This window comes from Aliiglaciecola sp. SL4 (assembly GCF_041538045.1).
Classification (GTDB): domain Bacteria; phylum Pseudomonadota; class Gammaproteobacteria; order Enterobacterales; family Alteromonadaceae; genus Aliiglaciecola.
On sequence record NZ_JBGOSE010000001.1, the window covers coordinates 499,112 to 517,031 of the forward strand.

17 protein-coding genes and 1 pseudogene are annotated in these 17,920 nt (G+C 42.1%); 16 read left to right on the top strand and 2 right to left on the bottom strand.

Annotated features, from left to right (window positions below; all coding sequences use genetic code 11):
* The first annotated feature begins 289 nt into the window (after nt 1-289).
* A complete protein-coding gene (locus tag AB6T38_RS02280) occupies nt 290-1,714 on the top strand; it encodes an aldehyde dehydrogenase family protein (RefSeq protein ID WP_372545704.1) in 1,425 nt (474 codons plus the stop codon).
* A 78-nt stretch (nt 1,715-1,792) separates the two neighbouring features.
* Here the strand turns inward: AB6T38_RS02280 and AB6T38_RS02285 are convergent, their stop codons facing one another.
* A complete protein-coding gene (locus AB6T38_RS02285; protein WP_372545705.1) occupies nt 1,793-2,776 on the bottom strand; it encodes an AraC family transcriptional regulator in 984 nt (327 codons plus the stop codon).
* Between the two features lie 167 nt (nt 2,777-2,943).
* Here AB6T38_RS02285 and AB6T38_RS02290 point away from each other — a divergent pair, with 167 nt between their 5' ends.
* From AB6T38_RS02290 to AB6T38_RS02300, 3 genes and pseudogenes are all read left to right on the top strand, one after another.
* Nucleotides 2,944-3,132: a hypothetical protein gene (locus tag AB6T38_RS02290; protein WP_372545706.1), complete on the top strand. Its 189-nt coding sequence runs from the start codon at nt 2,944-2,946 to the stop codon at nt 3,130-3,132.
* Between the two features lie 21 nt (nt 3,133-3,153).
* Nucleotides 3,154-4,686 (top strand): annotated as a pseudogene (locus tag AB6T38_RS02295) (PQQ-dependent dehydrogenase, methanol/ethanol family); the annotation flags it as partial.
* Between the two features lie 171 nt (nt 4,687-4,857).
* Nucleotides 4,858-5,124 (top strand): cytochrome c, encoded by a 267-nt coding sequence (locus AB6T38_RS02300; protein WP_372546040.1) that lies wholly within the window; start codon nt 4,858-4,860, stop codon nt 5,122-5,124.
* Between the two features lie 70 nt (nt 5,125-5,194).
* Here AB6T38_RS02300 and AB6T38_RS02305 read toward each other — a convergent pair whose 3' ends face one another.
* Nucleotides 5,195-5,671, bottom strand: a complete 477-nt coding sequence (locus AB6T38_RS02305) for a MarR family winged helix-turn-helix transcriptional regulator (RefSeq protein ID WP_372545707.1) — start codon at nt 5,669-5,671, stop codon at nt 5,195-5,197.
* Between the two features lie 206 nt (nt 5,672-5,877).
* Between AB6T38_RS02305 and AB6T38_RS02310 the strand changes: the two genes are divergently transcribed.
* The 12 genes from AB6T38_RS02310 (at nt 5,878) to AB6T38_RS02365 (ending at nt 17,905) form a co-directional block, all read left to right on the top strand.
* Nucleotides 5,878-8,181 (top strand): TonB-dependent receptor, encoded by a 2,304-nt coding sequence (locus AB6T38_RS02310; RefSeq protein ID WP_372545708.1) that lies wholly within the window; start codon nt 5,878-5,880, stop codon nt 8,179-8,181.
* A 169-nt stretch (nt 8,182-8,350) separates the two neighbouring features.
* A complete protein-coding gene (locus AB6T38_RS02315) occupies nt 8,351-9,658 on the top strand; it encodes an MFS transporter (RefSeq protein ID WP_372545709.1) in 1,308 nt (435 codons plus the stop codon).
* A 205-nt stretch (nt 9,659-9,863) separates the two neighbouring features.
* Nucleotides 9,864-11,009 carry an amidase gene (locus AB6T38_RS02320; protein ID WP_372545710.1) on the top strand — a complete coding sequence of 382 codons (1,146 nt, stop codon included), beginning with the start codon at nt 9,864-9,866 and terminating at the stop codon, nt 11,007-11,009.
* Nucleotides 11,002-12,150 (top strand): acyl-CoA dehydrogenase family protein, encoded by a 1,149-nt coding sequence (locus AB6T38_RS02325; RefSeq protein ID WP_372545711.1) that lies wholly within the window; start codon nt 11,002-11,004, stop codon nt 12,148-12,150. The genes AB6T38_RS02320 and AB6T38_RS02325 overlap by 8 nt, the downstream gene beginning before the upstream one ends.
* Before the next feature lie 58 nt (nt 12,151-12,208).
* The gene (locus tag AB6T38_RS02330; RefSeq protein ID WP_348493771.1) at nt 12,209-12,568 is read left to right on the top strand and encodes an IacB protein; all 360 of its coding nucleotides are present in this window, start codon (nt 12,209-12,211) and stop codon (nt 12,566-12,568) included.
* An 18-nt stretch (nt 12,569-12,586) separates the two neighbouring features.
* A complete protein-coding gene (locus AB6T38_RS02335) occupies nt 12,587-13,108 on the top strand; it encodes a nuclear transport factor 2 family protein (RefSeq protein WP_372545712.1) in 522 nt (173 codons plus the stop codon).
* An 8-nt stretch (nt 13,109-13,116) separates the two neighbouring features.
* Nucleotides 13,117-14,403: a Rieske 2Fe-2S domain-containing protein gene (locus AB6T38_RS02340; RefSeq protein ID WP_372545713.1), complete on the top strand. Its 1,287-nt coding sequence runs from the start codon at nt 13,117-13,119 to the stop codon at nt 14,401-14,403.
* 11 nt (nt 14,404-14,414) lie between these two features.
* Entirely contained in the window at nt 14,415-14,897 is a 483-nt protein-coding gene (locus tag AB6T38_RS02345; protein ID WP_372545714.1) for an aromatic-ring-hydroxylating dioxygenase subunit beta, read from the top strand.
* 9 nt (nt 14,898-14,906) lie between these two features.
* Nucleotides 14,907-15,659, top strand: coding sequence for an SDR family NAD(P)-dependent oxidoreductase (locus AB6T38_RS02350; RefSeq protein WP_372545716.1), 753 nt, complete (start codon nt 14,907-14,909; stop codon nt 15,657-15,659).
* Between the two features lie 19 nt (nt 15,660-15,678).
* A complete protein-coding gene (locus AB6T38_RS02355; RefSeq protein ID WP_372545717.1) occupies nt 15,679-16,635 on the top strand; it encodes a 2Fe-2S iron-sulfur cluster-binding protein in 957 nt (318 codons plus the stop codon).
* 98 nt (nt 16,636-16,733) lie between these two features.
* Complete coding sequence (locus AB6T38_RS02360) at nt 16,734-16,925, top strand: 2-hydroxymuconate tautomerase (protein ID WP_372545719.1); 192 nt, start codon at nt 16,734-16,736, stop codon at nt 16,923-16,925.
* A gap of 47 nt (nt 16,926-16,972) precedes the next feature.
* Nucleotides 16,973-17,905: a flavin reductase gene (locus tag AB6T38_RS02365; RefSeq protein ID WP_372545720.1), complete on the top strand. Its 933-nt coding sequence runs from the start codon at nt 16,973-16,975 to the stop codon at nt 17,903-17,905.
* Nucleotides 17,906-17,920: the final 15 nt, after the last annotated feature.

Below are 17,920 nucleotides of genomic sequence, written 5' to 3' on the forward strand. Positions count from 1 at the left end.
ACTTTCGAGTAAAAATTGCAGGCGATGTGTGTAGCCTTTACGCTCAATTTATTCACTGTCTCTATCCCAATACCCTGTTCCTAAGTTCGGTTTTTACTTCCTTTTTTTATCCGCTTTTTTCTGCCCCCTGATGAACAGGCGCTTGCTTGTCTGTTATTTATTGAAACGTATTGTAATTATTAAGATGAAATATAACGTGAAATTTAATGTTTATTTATCATTCAATATCAGGTAGCTTGATGTATTGAGAAGTTCAGATTTTGTTTTATAAAAAAATAAGGATAAAAATATGCAACAATTTAACATGACCATAAATGGCAAAAGCTATACGTCTGGAAAAACCTTTGATGTGATTAACCCCGCTTTAGGTGTACCATTTGCGACTTGTGCTTTAGGCGATGTCAGCACTGTTAATGAGGCTGTTGTTGCAGCAAAAAATGCCTTCCCAGAATGGAGCCAACTACCGGATGAAACCCGCATTGAAAAAATGAATGCCTTGGTTGGCCTATTAGAAAGCAACATGCCTGATATCATGGCACTTATCACTCAGGAAAATGGTAAACCCTTTAATGGTTTCGGCGGAATCGGTTCCGGCATGGAAGTGGGGGGATCAATGGCTTGGATTCAGGCTACTTGTAGCTTTTCTTCTCCTGTTCAAGTCATCCAAGACAATGATGAAGCTAAGGTCGAAGTACATAGAAAACCTTTAGGGGTTGTAGCTTCCATTACACCTTGGAATTGGCCATTGTTGATTGCTATTTGGCATGTTATCCCAGCATTAAGAACCGGTAATACTGTGATTATTAAACCCTCACCCCTGACCCCAGTGGCAACCATGCGATTTGTAGAATTAGCCAACACAGTGTTACCACCAGGTGTACTCAACGTTATTACCGGTGATGCCGAAGTAGGTAATGCAATTTCAGCCCACCCAGATATTAATAAAATTGTATTTACCGGATCTACTCCTACGGGTAAAAAAATAATGAGCTTAGCCTCAAGTAACTTAAAGCGATTAACTTTGGAGTTAGGCGGCAATGATGCAGGCATCGTCTTACCCGATGCCGATGTGAAGGCCATTGCGCAGAACTTGTTTTTGTCCTGTTTCCACAACAACGGTCAAACTTGTGCTTGTTTAAAACGTCTGTATGTTCACGCGTCTATTTACGACGAAGTGTGCAACGCGCTAGTGGAGTTTGCTAATACGGTGAAAGTAGGCAATGGCATGGATGAGGGAACTGAATTTGGTCCGGTACAAAACAAAGCCCAACTCGATAAAGTCATTGAGCTGACAGAAGATGCTTTAGCCAATGGTGCGACGCTTTTAGCCGGCGGCAAAGTCGCTGAGGGCGAAGGCTACTTTTTCCCGCCAACGATTATTGGTGATATATCTAACGGTGCACGTTTAGTCGACGAAGAACAGTTTGGACCTGTGTTACCAATTATTAAATATACCGATATAGACGAGGCTATTAAAATGGCCAATGACAACCAATTTGGCCTTGGTGGTTCAATTTGGTCATCAGATACGAAACAAGCCTATGCATTAGCATCGCGTTTGGAAACCGGTTCTGTTTGGATTAATGAACATGGTAATGTGCAACCTGATGCGCCTTTTGGTGGGGTGAAACAATCGGGTCTTGGTGTTGAATTTGGTCAACTTGGACTGGAAGAGTACACCTCTGTACAGACCATAAAAGTCAGTAAAGTGTGACTATAGACAACTTCTTTGCAGGTACAATATTGATAACAAGGGTAGCTTAATATCTTTAAGCTACCTTAGATTCCCTGTTTACAGTTTAGATTTATTTAGGGTATCTGAGGGGCGTTCACCGAACTTCAGTTTATAGTAATGAGCAAATCTTCCTAAGTGATTAAAGCCGTATTTAATTGCTACATCTGTCACATTGATGTCTTCTTCTGTACAGCGTAACACCTCATGTACTGCCGCTAACTTCTGTCCTCGAACATATTTCATCGGTGATTGACCAATAAAATGACTAAAGTGTTTATTTAAAGTAGAGGGCACTACACCTGTTACCGTTGCCAGTTGTTCCAAGGAAATATCTAGGTGGATATTATCGTGAATATAATCGCGCGCACGCTTCACCGATCTTGGAGTGACATTATCGCGCCCAGCATTCAATTTATGCCGATAGTTATGGTGGGGTAATTGCAGTAGCATTAAACACAAGGTGTCTTCAATTTGTTGAAGCAGGGGAGCGGCGACTATGGGAGCAAGAGGAAGCTCCAATTGACGTTTAGCGAAATTCACCGCATTCACCCAACTTTTACCCTCGGCAGTGGTCAGATCAAACTTAGAATCAAATATTAACGGCTCTTGCAGTTCATGGCCTAGCAGTTTGCTAAGGGTACTTTCGACTTTTTGCCTATCTAAGCGAACTGTGAAAAAACTACAGTCATTTGACCAGCGCATATTCATAGCTTGATCGGGAGAAACCACGCTGGCAATGCCAGGCTTAATTTGAGTTTTGACGTTTTCTATGGCTACTTCGGCCTGACCGTTCCACGGCACTTGGATCAGAAAGCAACTGCCTAATTGCTCCGTCTGGATACTCACAGCTGCGCCATAAGAAATATACACAAGCGCCGATTGAGCAAACTTTGCTTCATTCACTAACACTGAAAGCGAGCTTGCATTCTCAAGCAGTTCAAACTGATGAGGGCAAAATATATTGCTTACATTTTTTAAGGTTTCATCTACATTTTTCGACGAAAACCGAGAAAACTGATGCAATGGCAAGTTGGAGTTCATATTGTTTTCTTATTTTTATTCGTCTTGTTTTTTTTACGCCATTGTTCCTTTGCTGTCAATTGTTATCAAAATTGGATAGTTGAGGACGAATTCGGATAGTGAGCCCTGTTGTTATCATTTACTGTGGGATGACAAATAATAAGAATCTCATTTTAAAAGGGGCCCACATGAATAGCAGTTTGCTACAGAAAACCTCATCAACATTCAAAATACCTCTCATTCTACTGGCTACTGTTGGTGTTTATGATTGCGATAGAGCAAAGCAACAAGCGCAATCGTTACCCGAAACACAAGTTGGTCCACAACAGGCAACTAACAGTCAGAGTCAGTTAATGGTTGGGATTACAGATCAATGATTAGTTAATGCTGAACCTGAAAACTGGTTATCCCACGGAGGAACTTACAAAGAACAGCGGTACAGTGCTTTGGATCAGGTAAATCTTAAAAGTATTGAGCACTTAGGACTGCAATGGGACTTTGATTTAGATGGCACTCGGGGGTTAGAAGCTACTCCCATTGTTGTAGATGGAGTGATGTATATTACCGGAAATTGGAGTCGCATTTATGCACTGGATGCTAAAACCGGCAGTTTGTTGTGGAAATATGATCCTAAGGTGCCACCTGAGTGGACCGTGAATTTATGTTGTGATGTGGTTAATCGCGGTGTTGCTGTTTATGGTGACAAAGTTTATGCCGGCACCCTTGATGGTAGATTAGTTACGGTAGATGCCAAAGATGGTTCGCTGGTTTGGGAAGTGCACACCACTCCCACCGATATTCCTTATTCTATTACTGGCGCGGCAAGAGTGGTAAAAGGCAATGTGATCATTGGTAATGGTGGTGGTGAATTTGGTGTTCGTGGGTTTGTCTCGGCCTATGATGCGCAAACCGGTGCACAGAATTGGCGTTTTTATACCGTGCCGGGGGATCCTAGCAAGCCTTTTGAAAACCCTATTTTAGAAATGGCCGCTAAAACCTGGACAGGGGAATGGTGGAAGTTAGGCGGTGGCGGAACTGTATGGGATTCCATGTCCTATGATCCTGAGCTTAATTTACTGTATATCGGGGTGGGTAATGGCTCTCCTTGGAATCAAAATATTCGCAGTCCCCAAGGCGGCAATAAACTTTTCCTATCATCCATAGTCGCAGTTCGTCCTGATATGGGTGAGTATGTATGGCATTATCAAACCACACCGGGCGATAGTTGGGATTACACCGCTGCACAGCAAATGGTGTTAGCAGAAATAGAAATCGATGGCAAATTACGTAAAGTGATTATGCAAGCGCCCAAAAATGGCTTTTTCTATGTACTCGATCGCGAAACGGGCGAGTTTTTATCCGGCGAACCCTTTGTTAACGTTAGTTGGGCCACGCACATTGACAAAACAACCGGCAGGCCCGCCGTGGTTGAAGGCGCACGGTATAAACAAGAGAATTTCATGGGACTGCCAAGTCCGTTCGGTGGTCACAGTTGGCACTCCATGAGTTACAGTCCTGATACTGGATTAGTTTACATTCCAGCGATGGATCTGCCTTTCAATTTTCAAAGCGATGCAAACTTTGAATACAACTCCGTTGGTGTAAACCTTGGGATAGATCCTGTGGTAGGCGCAATGCCCGAAGATGTGAATATTCGTAAAGCGATCAAGGCTATGTTCAAAGGGTATTTGTTAGCTTGGGATCCGGTTAAACAAGAGGCGGCTTGGTCGGTTGAGCACAAAGTATCGTGGAATGGCGGCGCTTTATCTACCGCTGGTGGTTTACTCTTTCAAGGCAATGGAATTGGTAATTTCAATGCTTACAATTCAGCAAATGGTGACAAGCTGTGGTCATTCAACGCACAAACTGGCATCGTTGCTGCCCCCGTCACCTACGCAATAGATGGCGAACAATATGTGGCAATATTGGCAGGTTGGGGGGGGATTATGCCGTTACTTCTGGGAGAAGCGGTTGCCGATTCTGCCGCCAATAAAGTTAATCGTGTGTTGGTCTTCAAATTGGGCGGCAATAAACAACTTCCTCCCCTGAATAATGTGGTGAAACGCACTCTTAATCCTCCTCCTCAAACGGCCTCTGAAGAGATGATTAATCACGGAAGAGCTACTTATCAGCAATTTTGTTTTAACTGCCACGGTGACACTGTGGTGTCTGGCGGTGTCTTGCCCGATTTACGCTACAGCCCATTTAATCTGAATAGAGAAGCGTGGAAAAGTGTGGTTTTAGGTGGGGCTTTATCGTCTAACGGAATGGTGTCATTTAAACAGATTCTTGAGGAAAGTGACGCGGAAGCCATTCGTGCCTATGTTATCAAAAGGGCTCATGACAAGTTGGCTGAAGAAAATATGTGAGGAATTATTAAAGTCAATAGCTAGGCCCTTTGAGTGGGCCTAGATTCTTTATAATGTTTGCCTGCTTAAGTTAAGCTTCGTCTAAGTTAAGGAAAAGTTTCTGCAGGGTCTGGTTAAAGCTTTCGATTTGTTCAGCAGTGAAGTCCTGGTAAATATTGTCGAAAAGTTTTTGTGAGTTTTCGATAATATTGGCAATCACGCTTTTGCCTTTCTCAGTTAGCTCTACAATAGACACTCTGCCGTCATTTTTGCTGGTGCGAATAAGAACAAGTTCTTTTTCTTGCAGGTTATAAGTAGCTCTTGTGATGGTCGGAGTTTTTGCCACAGCATGGGTGGCTACCTCACTAACACTCAAGGTTCCCATTTCCCTAAGAATCATTAATATACGCCAGGCAGTAAGGTTAATTCCTTGTTTTTTAAGTGATTTTTCCATTCTCATGGAATAAGCACTACCCACTCTCATTAGCCAGTAAAATGGGTATTGTTGGAATTCAAAACACTCTGACGCAGGTTTGAATTTATTTAGTTTATCAGTATTTTTTTTCATACATTCAACATGTTAGTTACATTTTTTACACAATAACGCTGGCAATATTACTTGATAAAAAACGTAAAAGACAATCATATTTTTTAAAAAAGCACTTCTTCGATTAAAAATAAATCAAATATCATTGAATTTTTACTTGACATATAACGTAATAATTCATACAAATTGACATAGAATAATTAGAACATAACCACTGGAGCACAATTATGTCACTCAACTGCAAGCTAAATAAAATAACTCGAACGATATTTAATGCACGCATTCCAGCGTCTTTGGCCATCGTTTCAGCTATCGCTATCACACCCGTACATGCTCAAGAAGATGAAGCTGCCGCTGACAGTAAGTCGGGCATTAGTGCAATGTTGGAAAAGATACAAGTTACTGCACGTAAGCGTGAAGAAAGTTTGCAAGAGGCTCCATTGTCGTTGACCGCATTTTCTGGGGACGGTCTTGAAGCTAGGGGAATAGAAAATGTTTCTGAAATAGGTGGTGTGACACCTAACCTAACGTATCAGAATAGTCCTGGAGCAGGTGGTTCCTCCTCTGTTGCCACTGTGTATATTCGCGGTGTAGGTCAACGAGACTTCTTGGGAACCATCGATAATGGCGTTGGTTTCTACGTAGATGGCGTTTATATCGCTCGAACGGTAGGTGCCACTGTTGATTTACTTGACGTTGACCGCGTGGAGGTTCTTCGTGGTCCTCAAGGGACTCTATTTGGCCGAAATAGTGTGGGTGGTGCTGTAGCACTTTATAGCAAAAAGCCGACAGAAGATTTTGAAGGTTATGTGGATGCAACCATAGGTACTGATTCATTAGCCAAACTAAAAGTGTCGGTAAACGGTGCACTAACAGATAATCTGTACGGCAACTTTTCAGCCTTAAGTGCGACCCAAGACGGTTATGTAAGTCGTCCAGCTGGTGGTGATTTAGGTGACGACGATATGTTAGCGTTTCGTGGCTCTGTGCTTTGGGAAGCTTCAGATGACGTTGAAGTAAGTTTAATTCTTGATCACAGTACCGAAAATGAAAATGGTCCTGCATTTGAAATCGCAGATGCTGGTACCTTAGTAGATGGGTCCTTCGCTGGTTTCTATAACAATGTTTTGCAAACTGAAACCTGTGGTTATCCCGCTGGTATCTCTTCTACTGACCCTATTTGTTACAACAATCAATATGCCACTAAAGGCCTGAATTTGGGTACGGCTCCAACTTACTCAGACACCACAGCTTGGGGCGCGAACTTACAAGTTACTTGGGATATTAATGATAATTTACAGCTAAAGTCGATTACTGCTTATCGTGACTTAGATGCTGAATTTGCCCGAGATGCTGATGCATCACCGCTAACGGTAGTACACTTTTACGATTCCTTCGAAGCATCACAGTTTACCCAAGAGATTCAGCTAATGGGTACCACTGAAAATGAGAAGTGGAATTGGATTGCCGGTCTATATTACTTTGATGAAGAAGGTAACAATCGGAACATCAATGACTTCGCCATTGCCAACTTCGACAGTGACAACGACTTCACCACAACAAGCTCGGCGATTTATGCTCAAGCAACCTATAGTTTTACCGAGAAGTTAGATCTTACTGTTGGTCTTAGATATTCCGATGAAGAAAAGACCTTTGATCCTAATCAGGTTGTTCTTAGCAACAATATCGGCCTTGAAGATGGTTCGTTACTTCTTCCTTTAGGTTTAAATTCAATTGACGTGCAAGAAACCACGCCAATGGTGAATTTAGCCTATAACGCCTCAGATGAGTTGATGGTGTACACCTCTTACACTGAAGGTTTCCGTTCAGGTGGTTTTGTTCAGCGTATTTTCCCAGCGTTAGATACAGTGCCATCTTTTGGTCCTGAATATGTTGAGTCCTATGAAATTGGTTTCAAATATGACAGCAGCGAAAAACCTTTCTCGGTTACCGGTGCGGTTTTCCAAATGGATTACACCGACATTCAAGTAAGAACACAAAATCCAGGTTTTGTAGGCTTCTTTGAAGCGAATGTGGGTAGTGCAGAGATTTCAGGGTTTGAACTAGAATCTAAACTAGCCTTTGCTGATTATTGGTTTATTGAAGCTGCGGTTGGATACACAGACGCGAAATTTACCAACATCGATGTTGAGCCTCCTTTGGCGGCTGTTGTAACCGTAGATAGTAAATTTGACCATGTTCCTGAATGGTCAGGTAACATTAGTTTGGCTCGCGATGTTGAATTTGAAAATGGATCCCTTGTAACGGCTAGGTTGAGTGCAAATTATCATACTGAATATTTTAATAACCCAGATAACAGCGACGGTATCATCACACCAGAAGTTACCATTGTTGATTTAACTGTTTTATGGCGATCGCCTGATGAAACCTACGGCGTAGACTTTGGACTGAAGAACCTAACGGATGAGAAGTATATCACCGCAGGTTACGAGTCTAACGTTGGTACAACTGAGCTCATCAGAGATCGCGGTCGCCAATGGTATGCCTCTTTCAGATACAGCTTTTACTAAGCAAATTAAGCAACTTTATAAAAAACTGAGAAGAATTTGAATACCTCAAATACTTCTCTTCGTTCGCTTGCGATGTCAATCAATTGTTTTAAACGAGCAATTTAAACAGCGCAGGTTTCATCGAATATTTTTTACAAAGTGAATTCACGTGCTAATTAAAGAGTAATGTATGAAAGATGAACAACCTATGCAAACGTTTGAGCATATATTGGATGATGGAAAGTTATCCTCTACCCAAATACTTGTCGTATTAATTTCATTTTTACTAATGATTTTAGACGGCTTCGATATCACTTCAATGTCCTTTGTAGCACAGCGCGTAAGCGAACAATTGCAAATAAGCCCCACTAATCTAGGGCTGGTTTTCAGTGTTACTCTGGCTGGCATGATGTTAGGTGCGATGTTAATTGCACCTTATGCAGACAAAATCGGTAGACGAAAAATGTTGATTGCCAGTGTTATTGCAATTGGCTTATCAATGTTTTTGACGGGTTTGGTTACTGAATTTTGGCAATTAGCTTTTCTGCGCACTATTACAGGTTTAGGTGTGGGAAGCATGTTAGCCAATATCACCGCATTAACCTCGGAATATACCCCAACTAAATATCGCAGTTTTAGTGTGGCTATTATTTCCGCAGGCTTTCCTTTAGGAGCAACTATCGGCGGTATTATTGTCGTGCCAATTTTACCAACTTATGGATGGCAAATTGTGTTCTTCAGTTTGGGAATCGCGACTTTAGTTATGGCAGTTGTGGTGTATTGCTTGGTTCCCGAATCATTGCAGTTTTTGAAAACCCAAGGGACGGATAATGCTTTAAAGCAAGTGAATGGATTGCTGGTTAAAATGCAACGCAATCCCATTAGTGAATTTGTTGTAGATAGCCAAATTAAAATTAACAAAGCCAGTGTATTAACATTATTGAGCCCACAATTTAGAACTAAAACAATACAGCTATGGTTAACATTCTTATTTGTGTTTATCTCCCTTTACTTTCTATTAAGTTGGTTACCCAAACTCATTATAAATGAAGGGCTAAGTGAATCAGACAGCGTATTTTCTGCGGTTGCACTAAACGGCGGAGGTGTGGTCGGTTCCCTTCTTTTGGGTTGGTTTGCGGCAAACTTTGGGTTGACCAAGTTAATCGGTATCTTCCTGTCAATATCTGGACTGGCCATGCTTTCATTTGGCCTGTTGTTTGAATATATGAATTTGTTTGTTCTGCTGTTTATCATCGGTTTTCTATTGCTCGGTGCCTACGTTGGCCTTTATTCAGCATCGGCAAAAATGTATCCAACGGAGGTACGAGCAACAGGTATTGGGTGGGCGTTAGGCCTAGGACGGTTTGGTGCTGTTATCGGCCCATACATTGGCGGTCTATTAATTACTTATGGTTTTAGTATGCAGCTCAATTTTGCAGTCTTTGCGATGCCATTGATATTAGCTGCGGTCTTTGTTTTCCAATTAAAAGTTCGCTGATGACAACTTTTATAGTCAGTTAATAGTTATTGGCTATCCATCTATTTTCTAATTCTGTAGTCGCTTAAAAAAGTAACCAAGTTTTTGTACATGATTATTTTAGGATATTTATCATTAAAATATTTACATTAATATTTACTTGAATAATCATGTAATATAAATTAGTATTTTAACATTAGCATTCGAAACCAAGGCATTCATTACGATGTGTGTATTTACCAAAAAATTTGAAATTGGCACAAATATCCAATTGGTTGCGGGTATCAAAGACAATATTGATGTTGCCGGTTATGTCACTGAAGCTGGCAGCCAAGTATTTAGTCAAAATGCCAGCGCCACGGAACATGCCGACGTCGTTAAAAACATGTTGTCATCTGGTGTGAAATTGGTTGGTAAGCTCAATATGCACGAATTGGCATACGGCATGACCGGCGTTAACCCTCATCTAGGCACGCCTATTAACTATTTATATCCAGATTATATCACTGGTGGATCATCGAGTGGATGTGCCGTTGCAGTTGCTGAAATGAAAGTGGATTTCAGTATCGGTACAGATACCGGTGGTTCAATTCGAGTGCCGGCTGCATGTTGTGGTGTTTTCGGTTTTAAACCCACTTTTGGTCGAGTGAGTCGTAAAGGTGTGGTGCCTGCTGAGTCAACTCTGGATTGTGTCGGTCCGTTAGCGTTTAGCGTGGATGATTTAATTGATGGAATGCGTTGTATTGATAATACCTTTGCGAGTATTTCTATTAACAGACCCATTAAATTGGCTCGTGTAGAGGTAAGCGCAGAAGCTAAAATTAATCAGTTAGTTGATGCGGCCATCAACTTGGACGGCATCCAACTAACTAACACCTCTTTAGATCTTTTAGATGACGCTTTTGATGCAGCATTGAAACTCATGAATTTTGAAATGTGGCAAACGTTTGGTGATTTAGTCAATACCGGCAAATTAGGTAGTGATATTCAAATGAGATTGCAAGAGGCAAGTGAAATTGATTCCAAAATCGTCTCTGAGGCGGAAATGGTAAGACACCAATTTAGCCAGCAAGTCGACAATGCTTTACGTGGAGTTGATGCTCTCGTATTACCTACACTTGCTTCTTTTCCTCTCAAACGAGGGGATGCATTAGCAGGTAAAAATGACCTTTCAATTAGCTCTCTAACCAGGCCTTTCAATTTATCTGGGCATCCAGCAATTACCATTCCGTTAACTAATAAGTTGGGGAAACCAGTGGGGATGCAACTCGTGGGCGCCAAAGGTAATGATGAACTACTGTGCGAAATTGCAAAAAAATTAAGCTATTCGAATAACAACAACACTGAAAGTGTGGAGAAAGACGATGTATAAAAATTCAATGGATATGACCCAGTGGGGTGGACAAGAAAAAGTAAGTGCTCTACTTGCTGATATTCGCGCCCGTAGAGGCGAATTCGAAGAACAGCGTTTTATTTCAAATGATGTTGTTGAAAAGTTCAAAGACATTGGGATTTACCGCTCTTTTGTACCAGAAAGTTTTGGTGGCAGCGGTAAAACGCCTAGCGAGTTTTTAAAGGCAATTGAAACGATTTCTACTGCCGATGGTTCCGCTGGCTGGGTCGCTAGTTTCGGTATGAACCCCGCGTATTTAGCCGCGTTACCAATGGATACCCTTAAAGAAGTTTGGAAAGATTCTGCGGATATAGTCTTTGCAGGAGGTATTTTCCCTCCACAAAAAGCGAAAAAAGTCACTGGAGGATACATCGTCAATGGTCGTTGGCAATTTGCCAGTGGTTGCATGGGCGCTTCATTATTAGGTGTCGGTGTCATGCCAGATGATGGCAGCAAGCTACCTAAAATGGCGGTGATGCCTGCACATAAGGTCAAAATTGAAAAAACCTGGGATGTTCATGGCATGGTGGGGACGGGCAGTTTCGATTTAATAGTTGAAGACGTGTTTGTACCTGAGGAATGGACTTTTGTTCGTGGCGGCACGCCAACGGTTGATACACCGTTTTTCAAATACCCTTCATTGTCTTTTGCGGCACAGGTTTTGTCGGTTACCGCATTAGGTATTGCTCGTGACGCCATTAATGTCGTGGTGAACTCTGCGAAAAATCGTAAATCAGTGACCGGAGCACCGAATTTAGGAGAGCGTCATTATGCACAAATCGATATCGCTAAAGCGGAAGCGAAAGTGCGTTCTTCAAGAGCGTTCTTTTACGAAGCAACAGACGAGGTCTGGGATGTGATCATGCAAGGTGATGAGCCGAGCAAGGATCAGATTAGCCTAATTCGCTTGGCGACTACAAATGTGGCAAGAGAGTGTGCTGAAGCCACTCGCATTGCTTATCAGTTGTCGGGCATGCAAGGTGCCTATGTAGATCACCCCTTATCTCACTGTTTGAGAGATGCACATTTGGTAACCCAACATGCCTTTATGGGCGAGGTTACTTATCAAAATGCGGGGGCAATCATGTTCGGACACCCACCATTCCCTGGTTATCTATAAGTCAGTATTTAAAACTTAATTAATAAAAAAATAATAAACCCCATTGGAGGAAAATATTATGAGTGAATCAACTTCCCATCGCGTCTTGTTTTGTATCGGTGTCAATCAAAATTTTATGGACTCTACTAAAGAAGTCATGGGTGATGTTTGGCAAGCTTTTAGTGCCATGATGAAAGGCATTTCAGATCTACCTGGCGTTAACGTGCTAGGGATTATGGATGATGATCGCATTCAAGTTGGCCCATCAGCGTCAGCTCCATGGACAGCTTATATCATGGCCGATGTTCCAGATCTTGAAAGCGTTATTGCTGGTTGTGATTTTTTCCGTTCCACCCCAGTTGGCGACGGCACTTATAGCCTGTGGAAGTACTGCAAGGTAGAAGCGCGTATTGGCCGTGAACTTGTTGTTCCAAGCTAGATATTGGATATCGCACCTATGATTTCGTTACAACAACTAGAGACATTACAGCAACGACTCTCAATCTTAGAGAATGAGAAAAGAGTGAGTGCTTGCATGAATAAATACATGCACCTGTGTGACGATTTAGCGCCGGGCTTTGAGCTTAAAAACTTGCTGGATCTTTTTACTGAAGATGCCATTTGGGAAGGTAAAGGGCAGCGCTACGCCAAAACATTTGGTCGTTATGAAGGTAAAGACGCAATTCAAGCAATGTTTGCTAAATATGCCACTTTACCAGGGCATTTTAATTTAAATGTGCATCTTTTGGGTAATGAAGTCATCACCGTTGACGGTGACAAGGGGACAGGGTCATGGCTACTCATGCAGCCTTCAGATTTTGTTGATGGTCGTTCACAACTGAGTTGCGCAAAAATTACCGCTACTTTTAAGTTAACGGAACAGACTTGCCAAATTTCCCATTTTGTTACAGAAAATAAATTCAGTCGTCCTATGGCTAAGCCATGGGATAACAGCGCGGCATTGCCAGTGCCAGAATAGGACTACTTATGACTACAGAAATTAAAGTAAAAAACCTTAACAGTACTGCTGATTTGGTACTGGAAGATAGAGTGCATAAATCCTTGTACTCAGACCCGGAAATTTTCGACGAAGAATTGGATAAAATCTTTAACAACACTTGGGTATGGGTTGCCCATGAAAGTGAAGTGCCAGAAGCTGGTTCATATAAAACAGCATCTATCGGTCGCCAACCAGTCATTGTGGTGCGTGATCGTAAAAAGAACATCCATGTGATGCTTAATCGTTGTCGTCACAGAGGGGCAACGGTTTGTGAAGGTAAATCAGGCAAAACCAAAGCCTTTACCTGCCCGTATCATGGCTGGGGTTATGGCTTGGATGGCAGTTTACGTGCCTTACCAAAACCAGAAGAATATGAAAATATTCTAGATAAAGCCGAATTCGGACTCGTTAAAGTTCGCACAGAATCCTATAACGGTATGATTTTCGCGACCCTAAAAGACGATTTAGAATCCCTAGACGAACATTTAGGTGGCGCGAAAAAGTGGATCGACCTATTTATGAAGCAAGGCGGTGGTTATCCATTGCAAACCCTGGGTGATCATAGATTCAGATTCCCAGGTAACTGGAAAATCCAGCTTGAGAACACCACAGATGCTTATCATTTCCCCATAGTGCATAAGTCATTTATCGCTTCTGTTGATGAAGAAGCCGCTGAAGTATTTGATTTCCTTGACGGTGAAGGTTACGTAGAAGACTTAGGCAATGGTCACAGTGTAATGGTGATGATCCCTGAGTTGGTCGATCTAGAAGAAAATCTCGATGAGCCTATTCCTGAGCGTTTTGAAGATTTGGCAAAAAGCTTAGCCGATGAAGGCCACTCTGACGAAGAAGTTCGTCGTTTAGTTAGAGCGGTAGGTGGTAGCGGATTTAATTTGAACCTGTTCCCGAATATTGCTTGTTCAATGGCATTTTTCCGTAATCTAGTGCCCATTAGCGTTAACGAAACTGAAATTCATCATATCGCCATTGGTGGTAAAGGTGCACCAGAAGCATTCAACCAAAAACGTATTCGCTTGCATGAACATTTCCAAGGGCCTATGGGCTTTGGTACACCAGATGATGGTGAAGCTTGGGAACGTGTTCAAGCTGGTTCAATTGCTGGAACAGACGGTTGGATCATGGTGAATCGTGGCATGTCCAAATTATCAACTTCTGCTGACGGCAATGTTAAAGGAGCGGTTTGCTCTGAAACCGGCATGCGCGCAGCTTATCAGAAGTACAAAAAAATGATGTCTGTGGAAAGCGGAAAATAAGGAGCGATAAAATGAAATTAGATACGCAATTATTAGCCGACGTCACTGCTTTTCTCAATATTGAAGCAGATATGCTAGATAACAAAGAATACCAGCAGTGGTTAGATCTATGGCTTGAAACCGGATTGTACATTGTTCCTGTTGACCATAATGCCACCGATTTCGCCAATACCTTAAACGTTGCTTATGATGACAATGAAATGCGCAAATTGCGTATTGAACGTTTAACCAGCGGCGATGCTATTTCAACTCAATTAGGTGAAAAAACCGTGCGTACCATGTCGCGTTTTCGGATCCTAGATGATATCGACGGTTTTGTAAGGGTGCGTTGTGCATACAGTTTATACGAGAACAACAAAAACGGACTACGTTGTTACCCTGCGAATTTGCAATTCAAATTAGTTCGCGACGGTGGCAGTTTTAAAATTGCTGAAAAGATCGTCAAAGTGATGAAATCAAGCCAACATCTGACGACTGTCAATTACTTGTTCTAAGGAGACACTATGAGCGCTAATCAAAAAGTCGCTTTGGTCACTGGTGCAGCCCAAGGACTCGGTTACGTAATTTGCGAGTCCCTCATCAAAGCGGGTTATTCGGTAGTAGTCAGCGACATAAACGAGTCAATGGTCACAGACGCCGCTAAACAACTTGATCCAAACGGCAAAGTGGCGGTGGCAACTAAACTTGATGTTATGAACAAACAAGATTTCATCGCTGGTTTAGCCTTCACCACTGAAACCTTCGGTCACTGTGACGTGTTAGTCAACAACGCAGCAATGACGCCAACTACGGCTTTAATGGATATTAGCCCAGAAGAGTTTAGCCAAGTGCTGGATATTAATTTGCGCGGTAACTTTCTTGGTAGCCAGGTCTTTGGACAATATTTTGCTGACCAAGGTTTTGGACGAATTATTAATTTAGCGTCCCTTGCAGGCCAAATGGGCGGTACTGCATCTGGTGCTCATTATGCGGCATCGAAGGCGGGTATTATCACCTTAACCAAAATCTTTGCCAGACAGTTTGCTGACCAAGGCGTTACGGTAAATGCAATAGCGCCAGGTCCAGTCGATATTCCATCTGTTAGAGAAAAAGTACCAGCAGATAAACTTGAACATATTATTAATAACATGATCCCCGTTAAGTCTATGAGCAACCCTGAATTTATTGGTTCTGTGGTAGTGATGATGGCGGCCGAAGAAGCCAATACGGTCACCGGTGCTACTTGGGATATTAACGGCGGCATTTACATGCGTTAAGCATGATTAGGAGAACCTAGTGGATAATGAATTAATCGACGTAGTTATAACTTCACGCACTGAACAAGGTGCGGGAATTGCTGTAATGGAACTGGCAAAGGCTAACGGCGAAGCCTTACCAGCATTTTCTGCTGGCGCTCACATTGATGTGTATTGCGGTGATGATTTAATCCGTCAATATTCTTTGTGTAATGATCCCGCATCGAGCGATGTGTACCGGATTGGCGTATTAAACGATCCTAATTCTAGAGGCGGTTCAGCCAAGATCCATGCTGAATTTGCTGAGCAGCAACAGATTAAAATTAGTGCGCCACGGAATCATTTTCCGCTTAATTTAGACGCCCAAAAGACCATTCTTGCTGGCGGTGGAATAGGCATTACGCCAATGATCGCCATGGCGTATGAATTGTTAAAAGCTAACCAAGAATTTGAGTTGCATTATTGTACCCGTACCAAAGGGGCTGGTGCTTTTGAAGATGAGTTGGTTAGCGCTTTCGGTGACCGTGTATCTTTTCACTATGATGATCAAGATAAATCCCAGCTATTCTCACCACAGGATACTTTCGGCTCTGCCCAAGCAGGCACACATATCTATGTCTGCGGTCCAACAGGTTTTATGGATTGGGTGATAAATAGCGCCAAGGAATTGAATTATCCCACCGAGCAAGTTCATTTTGAATACTTTAGTGCAGATGTTGATACATCCGGTGATAGCTTTGAAGTTTACTGTGAGAAAAGTGATATCACAGTGACAGTGGGTAGTGAAGATACCATTGCTAAAGCTTTACGAAAAGTTGGTGTGAAAGTGAGCATGTCTTGCGAAGAAGGGGTTTGTGGCACTTGCATAACCGATGTGATTGAAGGCATTCCTGATCACCGTGATCATTTTTTAACGGATGAAGAAAAAGAAGACAATGACCAAATCGCACTATGTTGTTCTCGCGCTAAATGTGAAAGGTTAGTTATTGATATTTAAAGTATTATAGAGATTTTTGACGTTTTCAACTAGCCAAGCTAGGGCACTTTGGGAAAGCGTCTATTAAGGTGAATGCGTCAGCAAAAACGGAGTCAATTATGCCAATAGTGAATGTAAATATGATGGAAGGTCGCTCAGTGGAACAAAAAGAAGCGTTAATCAAAGCGGTGGCAGAAGCGGTAATGGATTCCATCGGTGCACCGGAAGAAAATATTCGGGTGATCATTAGCGAATATTCAAAGACACATTGGGGTATAGGAACGTTACCGGCACATAAAGCAGGTCGCTAACCACTTTTTAGAATATATAGCTAGAAGCAAACGTTAGGATAAAAACTATGACAACGACTAAGTTTGATAAACGAGATTTTAGAACCGCATTAGGGCAATTTCCTACTGGGGTAACCGTAATTACCACTGTTGATGATAATGGGGCTCCAATAGGTTGTACAGCTAGCAGTTTTAACAGTGTGTCTATCGATCCGGCACTTGTTTTGTGGAGCATTGATAAAGGTGCTTTCAGTAAATCTATATTTGCAAACGCAGAATACTTTGCCATCAATGTGTTAAGTGAAAATCAGGTTGAAACTTCAAATAAATTTGCCGGCAGAGGAGAAGATAAATTTAAAGATGTATCCTTTACCGAAGGCCTAGGTGGTGCACCATTATTGGAAGGCTGTGGCGCACAGTTTGAGTGTAAAACCTGGAATGTTTACGAAGGTGGAGATCACCTGATTATTGTTGGTGAAGTGCTTAAATACAATCACGATGACTCGCTTACACCTTTAGCTTTCTCACGCGGTAGTTACGCCATTACATCCACTCACCCAAGTGGCAATGTTCAGAAAAATCAAGCAGAAACGGGTAATGAATTTTTAGATAACTATCTGTTATATCTACTGAATTCTGCTATTTCTAAATATCGTCAAGACTTATACCCGAAACTAATTGATGGTTGTGATGTGACTCCAGAGCAATGGCGAGTCGTCACTATTCTTTCAAATACACCTGTGCATACCTTAAAGACCCTGTCTATTTTGGCCATGCAACCATTGGAAGATCTAAGTGAATCCGTGGACTCTCTTAAGGATAAAGGGGCGCTAGCCAATGTCGACGATAAACTCGTTCTGACTGATTCAGGTATGGCGTTACAGAAATCTTTATTAGCGGTTGCTGCCCAGCATGAAGAACTAATGTTGGGTAATTTAAAACCAGAGCAAACGGAAGTACTCAAAACGGCCCTAAAGAGCATTATTGAGATAGATAATTAAAACGGCGGGAAAAGG

What these genes read in the sequence shown, in the direction of transcription:
- AB6T38_RS02280 (WP_372545704.1), top strand. Translation starts at nt 290, where the DNA reads ATGCAACAATTTAACATGACCATAAATGGCAAAAGCTATACGTCTGGA.
- AB6T38_RS02285 (WP_372545705.1), bottom strand. Translation starts at nt 2,776, where the DNA reads ATGAACTCCAACTTGCCATTGCATCAGTTTTCTCGGTTTTCGTCGAAA.
- AB6T38_RS02290 (WP_372545706.1), top strand. Translation starts at nt 2,944, where the DNA reads ATGAATAGCAGTTTGCTACAGAAAACCTCATCAACATTCAAAATACCT.
- AB6T38_RS02300 (WP_372546040.1), top strand. Translation starts at nt 4,858, where the DNA reads ATGATTAATCACGGAAGAGCTACTTATCAGCAATTTTGTTTTAACTGC.
- AB6T38_RS02305 (WP_372545707.1), bottom strand. Translation starts at nt 5,671, where the DNA reads ATGAAAAAAAATACTGATAAACTAAATAAATTCAAACCTGCGTCAGAG.
- AB6T38_RS02310 (WP_372545708.1), top strand. Translation starts at nt 5,878, where the DNA reads ATGTCACTCAACTGCAAGCTAAATAAAATAACTCGAACGATATTTAAT.
- AB6T38_RS02315 (WP_372545709.1), top strand. Translation starts at nt 8,351, where the DNA reads ATGAAAGATGAACAACCTATGCAAACGTTTGAGCATATATTGGATGAT.
- AB6T38_RS02320 (WP_372545710.1), top strand. Translation starts at nt 9,864, where the DNA reads ATGTGTGTATTTACCAAAAAATTTGAAATTGGCACAAATATCCAATTG.
- AB6T38_RS02325 (WP_372545711.1), top strand. Translation starts at nt 11,002, where the DNA reads ATGTATAAAAATTCAATGGATATGACCCAGTGGGGTGGACAAGAAAAA.
- AB6T38_RS02330 (WP_348493771.1), top strand. Translation starts at nt 12,209, where the DNA reads ATGAGTGAATCAACTTCCCATCGCGTCTTGTTTTGTATCGGTGTCAAT.
- AB6T38_RS02335 (WP_372545712.1), top strand. Translation starts at nt 12,587, where the DNA reads ATGATTTCGTTACAACAACTAGAGACATTACAGCAACGACTCTCAATC.
- AB6T38_RS02340 (WP_372545713.1), top strand. Translation starts at nt 13,117, where the DNA reads ATGACTACAGAAATTAAAGTAAAAAACCTTAACAGTACTGCTGATTTG.
- AB6T38_RS02345 (WP_372545714.1), top strand. Translation starts at nt 14,415, where the DNA reads ATGAAATTAGATACGCAATTATTAGCCGACGTCACTGCTTTTCTCAAT.
- AB6T38_RS02350 (WP_372545716.1), top strand. Translation starts at nt 14,907, where the DNA reads ATGAGCGCTAATCAAAAAGTCGCTTTGGTCACTGGTGCAGCCCAAGGA.
- AB6T38_RS02360 (WP_372545719.1), top strand. Translation starts at nt 16,734, where the DNA reads ATGCCAATAGTGAATGTAAATATGATGGAAGGTCGCTCAGTGGAACAA.
- AB6T38_RS02365 (WP_372545720.1), top strand. Translation starts at nt 16,973, where the DNA reads ATGACAACGACTAAGTTTGATAAACGAGATTTTAGAACCGCATTAGGG.